General features: G+C 73.0%; 11 protein-coding genes and 1 tRNA gene. 5 read left to right on the top strand and 7 right to left on the bottom strand.

Annotated elements, in window-relative coordinates:
- Positions 1-3: 3 nt before the first annotated feature.
- From OFY01_RS28795 to OFY01_RS28810, 4 genes are all read left to right on the top strand, one after another.
- Positions 4-657, top strand: coding sequence for a response regulator transcription factor (locus OFY01_RS28795; RefSeq protein WP_266604839.1), 654 nt, complete (start codon positions 4-6; stop codon positions 655-657).
- Entirely contained in the window at positions 648-1,904 is a 1,257-nt protein-coding gene (locus OFY01_RS28800) for a sensor histidine kinase (RefSeq protein WP_266604840.1), read from the top strand. Before OFY01_RS28795 ends, OFY01_RS28800 begins: the two co-directional genes overlap by 10 nt.
- Before the next feature lie 50 nt (positions 1,905-1,954).
- Complete coding sequence (locus OFY01_RS28805) at positions 1,955-3,229, top strand: COG4705 family protein (protein WP_266604842.1); 1,275 nt, start codon at positions 1,955-1,957, stop codon at positions 3,227-3,229.
- 132 nt (positions 3,230-3,361) lie between these two features.
- Positions 3,362-4,477, top strand: coding sequence for an LLM class flavin-dependent oxidoreductase (locus OFY01_RS28810; protein WP_266604844.1), 1,116 nt, complete (start codon positions 3,362-3,364; stop codon positions 4,475-4,477).
- On the opposite strand, the gene OFY01_RS28815 is transcribed toward OFY01_RS28810, so the two are convergent.
- The gene (locus OFY01_RS28815) at positions 4,438-6,330 is read right to left on the bottom strand and encodes a putative bifunctional diguanylate cyclase/phosphodiesterase (RefSeq protein WP_407700450.1); all 1,893 of its coding nucleotides are present in this window, start codon (positions 6,328-6,330) and stop codon (positions 4,438-4,440) included. The genes OFY01_RS28810 and OFY01_RS28815 overlap by 40 nt on opposite strands.
- Positions 6,331-6,859: 529 nt before the next feature.
- On the opposite strand from OFY01_RS28815, the gene OFY01_RS28820 reads away from it, so the two are divergent.
- Positions 6,860-8,152 (top strand): M6 family metalloprotease domain-containing protein, encoded by a 1,293-nt coding sequence (locus tag OFY01_RS28820; protein ID WP_266604848.1) that lies wholly within the window; start codon positions 6,860-6,862, stop codon positions 8,150-8,152.
- A 555-nt stretch (positions 8,153-8,707) separates the two neighbouring features.
- Here the strand turns inward: OFY01_RS28820 and OFY01_RS28825 are convergent.
- From OFY01_RS28825 to OFY01_RS28850, 6 genes are all read right to left on the bottom strand, one after another.
- A tRNA-Lys gene (locus OFY01_RS28825) sits at positions 8,708-8,781 on the bottom strand.
- Positions 8,772-9,413 carry a bifunctional DNA primase/polymerase gene (locus OFY01_RS28830; protein WP_266604850.1) on the bottom strand — a complete coding sequence of 214 codons (642 nt, stop codon included), beginning with the start codon at positions 9,411-9,413 and terminating at the stop codon, positions 8,772-8,774. Before OFY01_RS28830 ends, OFY01_RS28825 begins: the two co-directional genes overlap by 10 nt.
- Before the next feature lie 333 nt (positions 9,414-9,746).
- Positions 9,747-10,103: a hypothetical protein gene (locus tag OFY01_RS28835; protein WP_266604852.1), complete on the bottom strand. Its 357-nt coding sequence runs from the start codon at positions 10,101-10,103 to the stop codon at positions 9,747-9,749.
- Between the two features lie 91 nt (positions 10,104-10,194).
- Positions 10,195-11,490: an AAA domain-containing protein gene (locus tag OFY01_RS28840; protein ID WP_266604857.1), complete on the bottom strand. Its 1,296-nt coding sequence runs from the start codon at positions 11,488-11,490 to the stop codon at positions 10,195-10,197.
- Between the two features lie 163 nt (positions 11,491-11,653).
- Positions 11,654-13,240: a hypothetical protein gene (locus OFY01_RS28845; protein ID WP_266604854.1), complete on the bottom strand. Its 1,587-nt coding sequence runs from the start codon at positions 13,238-13,240 to the stop codon at positions 11,654-11,656.
- On the bottom strand, positions 13,237-14,264 hold a 1,028-nt coding region (locus OFY01_RS28850; protein WP_266604855.1), incomplete at its 5' end, for a S66 peptidase family protein. The genes OFY01_RS28845 and OFY01_RS28850, both read right to left, overlap by 4 nt.

The raw sequence follows: 14,264 nt of genomic DNA on the forward strand, positions 1-14,264 counted from the left end.
CCCGTGGCTCATATCACGGTGTGCGAAGACGATGCGGCGGTCAGCGGCGTCCTCAAGCGTGCGCTCGAGCACGACGGCCATGACGTCGCCGTCGCCCCGACGGCGGGCAGCCTGCTGCGGAACCTGGGCGCGCCTTTGCAGCTGATCGTGCTGGACCTGGGGCTACCGGACGCCGACGGCCGCGATGTCTGCCTGGCGCTGCGGGCACGTGGAGTCGACGTGCCCGTCCTGATGCTCACCGCTCTGGACGGAATGCATCACAAAGTGGACGGCTTCGAGGTGGGAGCCGACGACTACATGACGAAGCCGTTCGACATCCCTGAGCTGCTGGTGAGGGTCCGCGCTCTGCTGCGCAGAACGACCGCGCCGACCCCGCCCCGTGGCGTCGTTCTCGACCCGGCGAAGCACGAGGTGATCCACGGTCCGGCGGGCGAGACCCTGACGCCGACCGAGTTTCGGCTGCTGGGCAGGCTGATCGCCTCGCAGGGGGACGTCGTACGCCGTCACGCTCTCGTCGCCGCCGGTTGGCCGCACGGGGCACAGGTGAGCGACAACACCCTTGATTCCTTCGTTCGCCGGCTTCGGGTCAAACTCGGTGCGCTGGGAGTCGCCGATCGCCTGTCGACCGTCCGTGGGGTGGGCTATCGATGGCAGTGACGGGCTTCCGTGGGAGGGTCGTCGCGCTCGCCGTGCTCATCGCGACAGCGGTGGTCGCCGTGCTGGTGGTGGTCTCACACGTGCTGCTGGGCCGGGTGACCGATGCCGATGCGGACGCTCTGGCTCGTTCCCGTGCCGAAGCGACGGCGTCGAACGTGACCGTGAGCGATGGCCATGTCGTGCTGGTCGAGAGTGACAACGAAGCGTTGGACACGGTCTCGTGGGTGTACGCCGACGGGCACCTCGTGGACGGCATCGTGCCGCTCGGCCTCCGTGACCGTGTCGAGAGGCTCGCCACTGCGGGGCGCTCCCGGACCGTGACGGTCGGTGGTCGTCTTCTGTACGCCCGGCCAGTCCGGCTCGAAGGGCACCACGTCGTGGCGGTCGTGACGGTGGACCTGACGCCCTACGAGACCTCGGAGCGACGCAGCCTGGCGATGTCGCTGCTCTTGGGCGGCATCGCGATCCTGCTCGCGGGCGCCGTCGCCCACCTCATGGTGGGGCGTGCGATGCGCGTGGTTCATGACATGGCCGCCCTTGCCGACGAATGGGGTGATCACCAGCCGGGGCGCCGATTCGACCTCGGCGTTCCCCGCGACGAATTCGGAGAACTCGGGCGTACTCTCGACCGTCTGCTCGACCGCATAGACGGCACGCTCGCGGACGAGCGCCGACTCACCGACGAGATCGCCCACGAGCTGCGGACGCCCTTGACGGTCCTGCGCGGCGAAGCGCAGTTGGCGCAGCTCTCCGGTGACCGTCTGGCGCCGGAGTCCGTCCTGACGGAGGTCGACCGCCTGAACGCGGCGATCACGACGATCCTGACCGCCGCCAGGGCGCGGACCGGCGGCGGCACGCGCTGCGATCTCCGGGCGGCGGCCCGACAGGCGGTCGCCGGTCGCCGTGTCGAGGTCGCCATCCCGCCCGACGTCGACGTCGCCGTGTCCGGCGGACTCGTCGTGGCCGTGTTGTCCCCTCTGCTGGAGAACGGTCTGCGGCATGCGCGTTCGCGCGTGTGGGTCACGGTGCGCGGTCGGCCCCGGGGGGTCGTGGTCGAGGTGCTCGACGACGGCCCGGGGTTCGACCCGAAGGAGGTCGACCGGGTCTTCGACGCGGGCATGACCAGCGGCAACGGTCACGGCTTGGGGCTGGCCGTGGTGAAGCGTCTTGCCGCGTCCGCAGGAGTGGCGGTCCGTGCGATCGCGGATGGCCACGGCCACGTCGAGGTGACCTTCCCCGCGCCGTAGCCGACGGCGTAGTCAGGTTGTCTGCAGGTTGGTCGGGCAAACCTCGTCGCATGACTACGACGAGCGACGTCCGCGCGCGCCCCGGCGGGCAGCTGATGCTGAACAAGGTTCCCGAGGTCACCGTCTGGTTCTGGGTGATCAAGATCCTTTGCACGACGGTCGGTGAGAGTTTCGCCGACTGGATCAACATGAAGCTGGGCGTCGGCCTGGTGAACACGGCCTGGATCTTCACCGCGGTGTTCGTGGTGGTTCTGGGCGTCCAACTGCGGCTGAAGCGGTACGTGCCGTTCCCGTACTGGCTGACCGTGGTCGTTGTCAGCGTCACCGGCACGCTCTACACCGACATCCTGACCGACCACCTCAACGTGCCGCTGTGGATCAGCTCCGCCGTGTTCTCGGGCCTGCTCGCCGTGGTCTTCGGCGTGTGGTGGCTGCGCGAGCGCACTCTGTCGATCCATTCGGTCACCACGCTGCCGCGTGAGGCGTTCTACTGGCTCGCCGTTCTCGTCACCTTCGCGCTCGGCACCGCGACCGGCGACTGGACCCTCGAACTCACCGGCTGGAGCCCGGGAGTCTCGGTCCTGCTGCCGCTCGGCCTGATCGCGTCGATCACCCTGCTGTGGAAGTTCGGCGCCAACCCGGTGCTGTCCTTCTGGCTCGCCTACATCCTGACCCGCCCGCTGGGCGCCAACATCGGTGACTGGCTCGGCTCCCCGAAGACCGCCCCGCCCGGCGAACCGACCGGCCTCGCACTGGGCACCTTCACCACCAGCCTGATCTTCCTCGGCCTGATCCTGGCGACGGTCGTCTACCTGACGGTGACGCGCTCCGACGTGACCGAGACCTACGAGGCCACGCACACCCCGCAGCACAACGCCGACCCGCGCAAGGAACGCGTCGCGCTGGTGTGCTTCGCTCTCCTCGCCGTCGCCACCGGGGCCCTGCTGTCCTGGGCCCACTCCCGGCCGCACGTCGGCCCGGCACCGGAGGCGGACGCCACCTCCACCGTTCAACTCGCCCCTGGCCAGGCGGTGAAGAAGTTCCCGTCCTCGAAGGTCGACGCGCTGAGGACGCTCGCATCGACGTCGCTGAAGGACGCCAAGTCGGGGAACGCGACCGGCGCCCATGCGGCCGCCCAGTCGCTGCGGGACCTCTGGGACGCCGACCAGGCGACGTTGCAGCCGCTGGACAACACCGGCTGGACGTTCCTCGACGCCCAGATGGACCAGGTCCTGAAGACCTTCGGCATCGACCACTCGAACCCCCCGATGGCACCGACCCGCCAGCAGGCCGAACTCGACAAGCTCCTCACCGATATGCGCTGAGCGGAACGGGGCCGGTCGGCGGCTGCTCACCGGGGCCGCCGCCGACCCCGGTCCGGCCCGGCCCAGGGAATAAAACGGAGCCATCCTCCGTTACGCCCGGGGTCAAGCCACCACGCAGCCAGGAGGAGACCCGTGCCGGTCCACCCCGACCCGATCCGCGGCGCAGCCAGCGGCACCGCCCCCACCCCCCTCTCCGTCCTGGACCTGGTCACCGTCGGCGCGGGACGCACCGCCACCCAGGCCCTGCGAACCAGCGTCGACATCGCACGCCTGGCCGAACGCCGCGGGTTCCACCGCTACTGGGTCGCCGAACACCACTCCATGCCGGGCGTGGCCTCCAGTTCGCCCGCCGTGATCCTCGCCCACCTCGCCGCCCACACCGACCGCATCCGCCTCGGCTCCGGCGGCGTCATGCTGCCCAACCACGCACCGCTGGTCATCGCCGAACAGTTCGGCACGCTGGAGGCCATGGCCCCCGGCCGCGTCGACCTCGGCCTCGGTCGCGCCCCCGGCACCGACGGCGCCACGGCCGCCGCCCTGCGCCGCACCGACCACCTGGACGAAGGCGCCGACGGATTCCCGGGACAGCTGGCCGAGTTGACCCGCTTCCTCGACGACGACTTCCCCGACGGCCACCCCTACTCCCGCATCCACGCCGTCCCGGGCCCGGTGCAGGCCACGTCGCCCGGCGGAGTGCAGGACCCGCACCGCCCGCCGATCTGGCTGCTCGGCTCGTCCGGCTTCAGCGCCCGCCTGGCCGCCGCGCTCGGCCTGCCGTTCGCCTTCGCGCACCACTTCTCCGCGCAGAACACCATCCCGGCGCTCGACCTCTACCGCGAGTCGTTCCAGCCCTCCGCCGTCCTGTCCGAGCCGTACGCCCTCATCGGCGTCTCCGCGCTCGCCACCGACGACGACGGCACCGAGGCCCGCCGCCAGGTACGCGCCGCCTGCCTCAACATGATTCGCCTGCGCACCGGACGGCCGGGCCTGGTCCCGACACCGGAGGAGGCGGAGTCGTACCAGTTCAACGAAATGGAGAGGGAGTTCGTCCGCACCTGGACGGCCAACGTCGTCCACGGCACGGCCGACGAGGTCCGCACCGGGCTCGACGACCTCCACAAGCGCACCGGCGCCGACGAGTTGATGCTCACGGCCAACGCCCACAGCGGCGACGTACGCCTGCGCTCCTACGAACTCATCGCAGACGCCTACGGGTTGCCGAACCCGGAGCCCTCCGTGTCGGCCTGACAGGTGCCCCGCCCCGACGCGAGCAGCTCCGCGATCCGCTCCGCCGGCACCGGCCGCGAGTAGAGCCAGCCCTGCCCGGCGTCGCACCCGATCCGCCGCAGCCGCTCGGCCTGCTGCGCCGTCTCCACGCACTCCGCCGTGACGGTCAGGCCGAGCCGGTGCGCGAGCTGCACCAGTGCCTCCACGATCACCGCGTCGGCCGGGTCGGTGGGCGCGCCGCCGGATTCCGACGGCGCCCCCTCGTGCCGAGCCTCGCACTGGGTCTCGTGCCGAGCCGCGCGCTGGGTCTCGTGCCGGGTGTCGCCCTGCGTCTCGTACTGGGTCTGGGCCTGGGGCTGGGTCTGGGGCTCGTACTGGGTCTGGGTCTGGGTCTGGGGCTGGGTCTGGGTCTGGGTCTCGTACTGGAATCCGCGGACGAAGGACCCGTCCAGCTTCAAGGCCGAGACCGGGAGGCGGCTGAGGTAGGCGAGGTTGGAGTAGCCGGTGCCGAAGTCGTCGATGGCGATCCGCACGCCCATGTCGCTCAGCGCCCGCAACGCCCGCAGCGGCCGCCCCGCCGACCCCATCACGGCGGACTCGGTGAGTTCCAACTGGAGGAGTTCAGCCGGGAGCCCGGTCTCCTCCAGGATCTGCGCCACGTCCGCGACCAGGTCCGAGTCCCACACCTGCCGCACCGCCACGTTCACGCTCACGAACAGCGGCGGCACGCCGGGATGGTCCAGCTGCCAGCGCCGCGCCTGTCGGCACGCGGTACGCAGCACCCAGCGGCCCAGCTGCACGATGGAGCCGTCCTCCTCGGCCAGACCGATGAACCGATTCGGCGTAAGCAGCCCGAACTGTGGATGCCGCCACCGCACCAGCGCCTCCACGCCGTGCGGCCGCCCGCCAGCCAGCTCCACCAACGGCTGGTAGTCGAGGACGAACTCACCCCGCTCGACCGCGGGCCGCAGCCCTGACGCGAGCGCCTGGCGGGTCACGCGGTGGGCGTTGCGCTCCGGGTCGAAGAGCGTCCAACGGGCCTTGCCGTCGGCCTTCGCCCAGTACAGCGTGGTGTCCGCGGCCTGCATCAGACCGGTCGTCGTGGCACCCGCGATCTGCCGCTCGACCACCCCGATCGACGCCGACAGCGACAGCCGCTGCCCGCACAGGTCGAACGGCTCCTGCAGCGCGTCCAGCACGGCCTGTGCGAGCGCGGCCGGCTGCTCGGTGCCGGTCGAGTCCTCGACGAGCAGCGCGAACTCGTCGCCGCCGAGCCGGGCCACCAGCGGGACACCACCGGTGGCGTGCGCGGCCTGCTGCTGCGCGCAGCGCGTGAGCCGTTCGGCGACCGCCGCGAGGAGCCGGTCGCCGACGTGGTGGCCGAGCGTGTCGTTGACCGCCTTGAACCCGTCGAGATCGAGGTAGCACAGGCCGACCCGGCCGGTCGCGCCGGTGCCCTCGTACGCGCCCGATTCGAGCGCGGCGTCGAGCCGTTCGAAGAACAGGGAGCGGTTGGCCAGCCGTGTCACCGGGTCGTGCATCCGCAAGTGGCGCAGCCGGTCCTGGAGTTCGCGGCGCGCGCTGATGTCGCTGAGCGAGAGCAGCACGGCGTCCGAGCCCGGCATCGGCTCCACGGTGACCTGCGCCCACACCGAGTGGCCCGCCGCGTGCTTGAGCCGCCGCGTGAGGCTGAGCCGCGCCTGCCGCCCGCGCAGCACTTCGAGGTACGTGTGCCAGGTGCGCGGGTCGGACGACAGGTCGAGCAGTTCCGCGGCGACCCGGCCGACGAGCGCTCCACCGCCCGTGGTGCGCAGCAGCGGCAGCGCCGCGGCGTTGGCGTCGACGATGAGCCCGGCGCGGTCGACCACCACCATGGCGAGCGGCGAGGCGTGGAAGGCGCCGCGGTGCACGGCGTCGGGGCCGCGCGCGGGAGCGGCGCCCCGCGGATCGTCGGCCCCGACCCCGCCACTCTCCGTGACGGATTCCGGGCGTGGGTCGAGGTGTGGGCCGGTGTCCGGGCCGGGGCGTGGGCCGGGTGGGGACGCCTCTGTCGCGACCGTAGGCCCTTCGGGCTGTGCGCTCACCGCTCGCTCCCGCAGTGCGTCGTCTGGTTGGTGTCGTCTGGTCGAGTCGTCTCGTTGTGCGGTCTGGGCAGCCGGGTCCCGGCAGGAAAGTGCCGATCATAGAGGCCGGTCGGAGGGGTATCCAGCTCCGCCGCCGCTCGGCCCGCGCCACGGGCGGACGGGGGCCGCTCCGGCAGATCGTTTCTGCTCGCCTTCGAGCGGCCTTCTGGTGTCCCTCGACCGTCTGTGACATTCCGTGACCGGACGCCGTGTCGCGGGCTCACTCGTCCGGGTCAGATAAACAGGCCGAACTACAACAAACACGAACAGTCTGGGTGGGATGTCCCGCAATCCCCTCCCGGAGGTCGACTTGCCGCGTCCGCAGCCACTCGGGGGAGTGGACAGGCCCCGTCTGCGTTCGACCGCGGCGGCGCTGACCGCTCTGACCGCCATGGCGGCGACGGGTCTGGTCGCAGGCCCGGCGTCCGCCACCAGGACCGGGGCGGCCTGCGCCCTGGAGCGCCGCCCCGTCCACCACTCCGAAGGTCTCGACAGCTGGAACCCGGCGTATGCGCGGCCCACCAGGACGCTGCACGCCGTGATGGTCTTCCTGTCGTTCCCGGACGCGACACCGCTGACCACGCCGCGCCAGCTCGCGGCGGACTACTTCCCGGCCACGACCCGCTTCTACGAGCGTGCCTCCTACGGCAAGTTCCGGCTGGTTCCGCACCCGCAGACACGGTGGATCGAGATGCCGCACGCCTCCACCTCGTACGAGATAAGGCGGGACTGGGACGCCGAACACCGAGCGGCCTATCTGCGGGACGCGCTGCGCGTGGCCGACCCGCACACGGACTTCTCGAAGTACGACATCGTCTACTTCGTCGCCGACCCGGACGCGCCGGGCGTCGACTCGGACGCGACGAAGGTCGTCAACTTCGACCGGCCGATGCGTGCCGACGGCACGGACATCCGCCGTGTCGTCACCGTCTTCGAGCGGCATCCGCCGGACCGCGACGTGCTGGCGCACGAGACGGGCCACGTCTTCGACCTGCCCGACCTCTACCATCGGCCGACCGACGGCAAGGGCGACTGGGACACGTACGTCGGGGACTGGGACGTGATGGGCAGCCAGTTCGGTCTCGCGCCGGACTTCTTCGCGTGGCACAAGTGGAAGCTGGGCTGGCTCGACTCCTCGCAGGTGGTGTGTGTCACGCGGGGCGTCACACGGGTGACGCTGGAGCCGCTGAGCGGGGTGCCGCAGGGGTCTGGGGCGCCGTTCGGGAGGGTCGGCGGCGCGAAGCTGGCGGTGGTGCGCACGGGCCGCGACTCCGTTCTCGCGCTGGAGGCGCGTGGCGGCGCGGGCAACGACACGACGACCTGCCGGAAGGGCATCCTGGCCTACCACGTCCACAGCGACTCGGCCTCCGGCCACGGCCCCATCGAAGTGGTGGACACGCATCCGCACACGGGTGCGTGTTACGGCGAATCGGTCTACCCGCCCCTGGCGGACGCCCCCCTGAAGGTCGGCGAAACCTATACGATCCCCGGCGACGGAGTCCGCGTCGCGGTCACGGGCCGCACCCCGTCCGGGGCGTGGTCGGTGACGGTGACCACGGGGGTGGGTGACTGAGCGGGGTGCGTTGCAGTGTTCCGGGTTCCGGGTTCCGTTTCCGTTTCCGCTTCCCCTTCCCCTTCCCCTTCCCCTTCCCCTTCCGCTTCGGCCGTGCCGGGGACGCGTCGCCGCGTGCGGGCCGGTACCCGCGTCCCGCGCAGTTCGCCGCGCCCCTTCGGGGTGCGTGCTTCCGCTGTGCGGTCTTGGGCGGTCTGCCGTCTTGGGCGGCAGGGCGGGCAAGGTGGCACCCTCGGCGCGGCATGCCGTTGACGGGTGGTGGTGGCCCCGGCGCGGGGGAGGGGGTGTGGGTGGCGGAGCCCCCACGACGTGCGGCGAAGCCGCCCGAAGCCACACAGAAACAACGGTGGCGGAACGGTTCGCGCCTTCCGCGAACACATCCCGCCACCGACAACGTGCGTGGCCGGGGACTCGAACCCCGGACCCGCTGATGCCGCGTCTTCCCGGGGGACAACCCCCGGACCCCCGGCCGCCTGGGCGCCGCGCCGCGCCGCGCCGAGGCCCGACGCAATGGCGAAGGCCCCCCGCGTGAACGGAGGGCCTTCGTCGTGTCGGTGCGCCGCCAGGGACTCGAACCCCGGACCCGCTGATTAAGAGTCAGCTGCTCTAACCAACTGAGCTAGCGGCGCCTGCTGACGTCGTAGACCTTAGCATCATGGTCGGCGTGGGGAAAAATCGATACCCGTACGGTGGCCTGCGCATGCGCGCGGGCCGCGCGTACGCACGCCCACAGCAGGGTCTCCGGTCCCGGCAGCCACGGACGGCGGGTGTCCGGGGCCACCACCCAGCGCGAGTCGAGGTGCTGGGGCGTGGGCGCGGTCAGGGCCGTACGGCAGGTGGGGGCCGGTACCGTCACCGCGTCGCCGCTGCCGTGGAAGAGCAGCGGCGGAACCTCCCGGCCCCACTCCTCCCACGCCATGAGCGAGGGCAGTCGGTGCGCGGTGCCGGGCGCCGAGAACAGCAGCATCCGCCCCCGGTGCGCGGCGACGGGGCCGGAGCCGGGGCCCTCGTCCCAGAGCTGCTCCAGCATGAGTCGGCCGAAGACCGCGGGCACGTTGACCACGTCGAAGACGGAGCCGCAGGCCAGTACGACAGGTGCGGAGGGCCGGGACTCCCAGTGGGCGAGCGTGGAGCGCGGATACGTCCCCGCGGAGGCGAGCCAGGCGGCGCCGTCGGGGGTGACGCCCGCGACGTCGAACCGGTCGTGGGCGGTGGCAGGCGCTGCGGGTACGGGGGCCGGGTGAGGGTGCGCGGTGCTCATGACGTCTACGTCTACAGGGTGTGAGGGTGCGACTCCCAAGAGTTGCGGGAAATCGGGACACGAGGGCGGGGGGAGGAGTATCTTGCCCCCCTGGCATATGCCCCGAGGTCGTGACGACGGGCCTCCCCTCCCGTCCCGTCGCAGACACCGGGCCCGGCGCCCGGAGCCCCGGACCTCGAACAACGGACCGCGGACCTCGAACAACGGACCGCGGACCACGGACCCCGGACCACAGGCCGCGGAGACGGGACCGCGGAGACCGGGCCACGGACCGCGGAGACCGGGCCACGGACCGCGGGGACCGGGCCACGGACCGCGGAGACCGGATACCGCTCAGCGGCTCTCGTCCCGCGCGCCGCGCAGCAGGTCACGGCCGAACTCGACCATCTTCTTCGCGTAGTCCTCGGTCCACTCCGCTCGCTCCGCGATGTCCGCCGTCGTCAGCCGGTCGAACCGGCGCGGGTCGGCGAGCTGGGCGGCGGCGATCGCCTGGAACTCGACGGAGCGGTCCGCCGCCGCGCGGAACGCGTGCGTCAGCTCGGTGGCCCGGGAGAGCAGTTCGCGCGGGTCGTCGGTCGACTCCAGGCCGAAGAAGTGGTCCGGGTCGGCGGCCGCCTCGGCCGGTTCGAAGATCAGCGGTGCGGGCCGCAGCCGTGGCCGCGACGTACGGGGCCGCTCGGGCTCCGCCATGGTGGTTCCTCCTCGTCCTTGCCGCGGGCCCCGCGCTCGCGGCCGGGCCCACCTTCCATTGTCCGGCGCCGCGCAAGAGCGCCCCGGCCCCTCAAGGAGTCCACGGCACCCGGTGGCGGCCCAGCCGTTCCAGTACGGAATGGTTCGCCTCCCACCCGTCAGGGAACTTCACGGTCACCCCCAGCTGCACCGGGTCCGCCGACGGATGCTCGTCGAGCAGTTCGGTCACACCCGCCCGGCACACCACCACGCACGCGTGCCGGTGCCGCGACGTCAGGACGCACAGCCGTCCCGTCTCCAGGTGGAACGCCGTCGCGTCCGGCCGACCGGACAGCGGGTGGAGGACCACCGTCACGTCGAACTCGCGGCCCTGAAGCCGGTTCGCCGTGTCGACCGTGACGCCCGTGACCTCAAGCCCCGTCAGGGCCGCCCGCACCGCCGCCGCCTGGTCGCGGTGGGCGGTGCCGACGCAGATCCGGTCCGCGGTCAGCGGCGAGCCGTCCACCGCGCCCCGCTCCGACCGCGTCACGCCCTCCCGGTCGAGCAGCCGCCGCACCACCTGGGCCACCGCCCGCACGGCCTCGGGGTCCGTACGCGGGGTGTGCGCGGCGGGCAGCTCCAGCAGGCCCCACCCGGACACCGCCGCCTCGTCGACGACCCGGTCCACCCCGCCCCCGTCCGACGCCACCCGGAACTCCAGGCTCCGGTCGCCTTCGCCCGTGCCGCTGCGGAACCGCGTGTACGGGTAGAACGCGTCCGACACCAGCGGCGCCGCCGACGCGGGCAGCCGCCACGACACCGGGAGCCGGTGCTGCGGCAGCCGGGGGTTGTGGGCCAGCAGGGTCGCGACCGCCGAGGCCGACGGGTCGTAGGACAGGCCCGCCCACTGCTCGGAGCCGACGATCGCGAACGGGTCGAGCTGCCCCGGGTCGCCCACGAACAGCGCCCGCTCGAAGAGGCCGGCCACGGCGAGCAGCGCGTCCGAACGCATCTGGTACGCCTCGTCGACGATCGCGTGCCGCCACGGCCCGCCCACGTCGTCCGCCTTGACGTGCGCCCACTTCGCCGCGGTGGAGATGACCACCGGCAGCGGCGCGAGGTCGCCCGCCTTCGTCGAGGTCCGCACGTTCGCCAGATCGTCGAGGGCCTTGTCGTACGCGTCCGGGTCGCTGCTGTGCAGCCGCCCGACCGGCAGCTCGGGGTTCTTCTCGTTCAGGCGTACGACGAGGTCGTCGACCTGGGCGTTGGTCTGCGCGACCACCATCAGCGGCCGCCCCGCCGCCGCGAGTTCGAGCGCCGCGCGCACGACGAGGGTCGACTTGCCGGCGCCCGGCGGAGAGTCCACGACGACACCGCGCGCGTCGCCGTGCAGCGTGTCGCGGAGGATGGCGTCGGTGGCCGCCGCGGCCGCCGCGCCCGGATCGAAGGCCGGGTCGTCGGGGTCGAGGGCCGGGTCGCCGGGGCCGGCAGGCGCCCCGGCCGGGCTGGTCGTGCGCACGGTCACAGGTGGTCCTCCAGCGTCACGGGCACGGGCACGGGCACGGGCGCGGTCACAGCAGGTCCTCCGTCGTCAGGGCGTCCGGCGCCTCGGCGCCCGTGGCCGGGGGACCGCCGTGGGTCCACGGCGTCTCCTCCGGCTCCGGCAGCTTCGGCCCGCCGCGCTGCTCGTGCTCGAACGTCGTCCAGCACACCCGGTCGCCCTTGCGTGGCACCGAGCCCTCGTCCGGTTCCTTGCCGCGCCCCATCTTGTCCAGGACGCGCAGCACCACCGCGGAGCCGCCGTCGTCCTCGTACGCCACGAACTCGGCGGTCTGCGGCTTGCCGTCCAGGGAGCGGTAGACCTTGGCGCGCTCGGCGAGGCGGGGCACGTCGTCGGTGCGGACCGTGACCAGGGGGCGGGGCCGCTTCTTGTCGTTGTACGCCATCACCACCTCGGTCACCTCGCCCTCGAACGCCTCCCCGGCAAGGCGTCGCCCGGCCATCACCAGCGGATCGTCGAGCGCCTCCTGCGCGTCCAGGCGTGCCTGTTCGCGCTCGCGCGTGGCCAGCTTGTTCGCCGCGGTCACCGCGTCGTCGCGGCGCGGCTGCGGCGGCTCGCCCGCCGCGACCCGGTCCCGGTGCGCGGTGAACGACCACCGGTCGCGGGTCCATCGGTCGGCGACATGCGCGCCCTCGGGCAGCGTGCACAGCGCGTCGAGGCCGCGCCACACCGCGTCCCAGGTAGGCCGGGTGCGGGACTCGACCAGGGCGTGGATCTCCCGCTCGGCGGCGGTGAGCTCGGCGAGGCGGCCGTCCGCCTCGACCGGGTCCTCGGCGGCGGCCAGTCTCTTACGGGCCCGGTCGTAGCGCTCGATGGCGGGGGCCAGCAGCCTGTTGTCGAACGCGGGGTCGGTGGCCGGGCCCGCGGGCGGGCACAGGAGCTGGCCCGCGGCGTCCCGTGCGCTCTCGGCGCGCAGCGCCGCGGCGGCGCCCGACGTGCCCTCGGGTGCCTCGATCCAGGCGAGCAGCGCGCCCAGGTGCTGGTCCTCGAGAGTGGACTGGCCGGTCGCCCAGTGCCGGGTGAGCAGGTCCGTCATGGCGAGCAGCAGCGAGGAACCGGGCACGCGGGCGCGCTCCCCGAAGTGGGTGAGCCAGCGGCCGAGCAGCGGCACGTGCGGCGGCGCGGGGTGGGGCGCCTCGGGGTCCTGCTCGGCGGTGCGGCGGAACCGCATCGAGCGGCCCAGGAGGCGGACGAACTCGATGCCCGCGCGGCTCGGCACGATGATCTGCGGCGCGTCCGCGCACAGCTCGACCTCGACCTTGACCCGCTTTCCGGTCTCCGGGTCGGTCTCGGCGCGCTCGGCGGCCTCGACGTCCGCCGCGTACCCGTCCACGTACGGCAGCACGCTCTCGGCGAGCCGTGTCAGAAATCCGAACCGCAGGTCCCGGTCGCGCGGCTGCTCCACGACGAGCAGGCGCGGCGCCGTCCGCTCGGTACCGACGAGCGCCCCGAGCGGTGCCCCGGCCTCACCGGCGGTGGTCAGCGGCACGAGCACCAGCGGCCGCTGGGACAGGTGCCGATGCCGGACGGTGGCCACCGGCCGTGCCCGTCCGCTCGCGGTGGCCTCAAGACGGGCGAGGTGGTTGATCAGGCTCATCGGGCCCCCTCCAGGGCCTGGGCGCGGAGGGCGGCCGCGCGGCGCAGGGCCGCCACCGTCGGGTCTCTCGGGTCGCCCGTCTCGCCGTGGGCCGCGGCGAGCGCTTCGGCCACCGTGGTCAGGCCGCCCAGTTCGGCGCGGACGGGACGGCCGAGCGCGGTCACGGCGCCCGCCGCCCGCGCGCGGTCGCGGCAGTGGAACGCCAGCTCGCACGCGGCCAGGCACTCCGGCGCGTACGTCGCAGGGACCGACTCGACCGCCTCCACGAGCTCGTCCGCGGGCTGCTCCGGGTCGAAGCGGGTGCCCGGCGGCAGCTGCTCGGCGATCTCCTCGACGCGGGTGAGCCTGGCCAGCTGGCGCCGGGTCACCGACAGCTGCTTGCGCACGTCGACCGCGGACGCGGCCGGAAGGTTCGTGAAGTCCTTGGGGCACACGAGAACGACCCGGTCGCGTACGCGGGGGCGGCCGCGCGTGTCCGCCGCTCCGTCCTCCAGGCGCGCCGCGACCTGTTCCAGCGCCAGGACGTACACCGCCGCCTGGCGGGCGGCCGCGCCGACCTTCGACGGGTCCGCCGCGCCGTCGATCATCGGGAACGACTTGATCTCGACGACCGTCCAGCTCCCGTCCGGATGCACGACCACGGCGTCGGGCTCCAGGAACGCCGGGCTGCCCGCCACGTCGAGAGCCAGCATCGGGTGGTCGAGGAACGTCCAGGTACCCGGCGACGTCTCCGAGCGCCGTGAGGCCCCGCGCAACGCCAGTGCGGTACGGGCCGTGCGGCCTTCGGGGCCGATCGCCGACAGGTCGGGGGCGCGCACCGTGTCGGGGGTCGGCTCCGCGTCCGTGCCGCCCACGCGCGCGTGCACCAGGCGCAGGAGCTCGGCGCCGCCGTCGGCCTTCACCCGCGCCTCGAACACCGTGCCGCGGGCCAGCGCGAACTGGGACTGGCCGAACCCGGACGGCGCGCCGAGCGCGTCGGCGAGGAGCGCCTTGTCGACCCCGGCCCCGTCCAGGAGCGCGCGCC

This window comes from Streptomyces beihaiensis (genome assembly GCF_026274175.1).
Classification (GTDB): Bacteria; Actinomycetota; Actinomycetes; order Streptomycetales; family Streptomycetaceae; genus Streptomyces; species Streptomyces beihaiensis.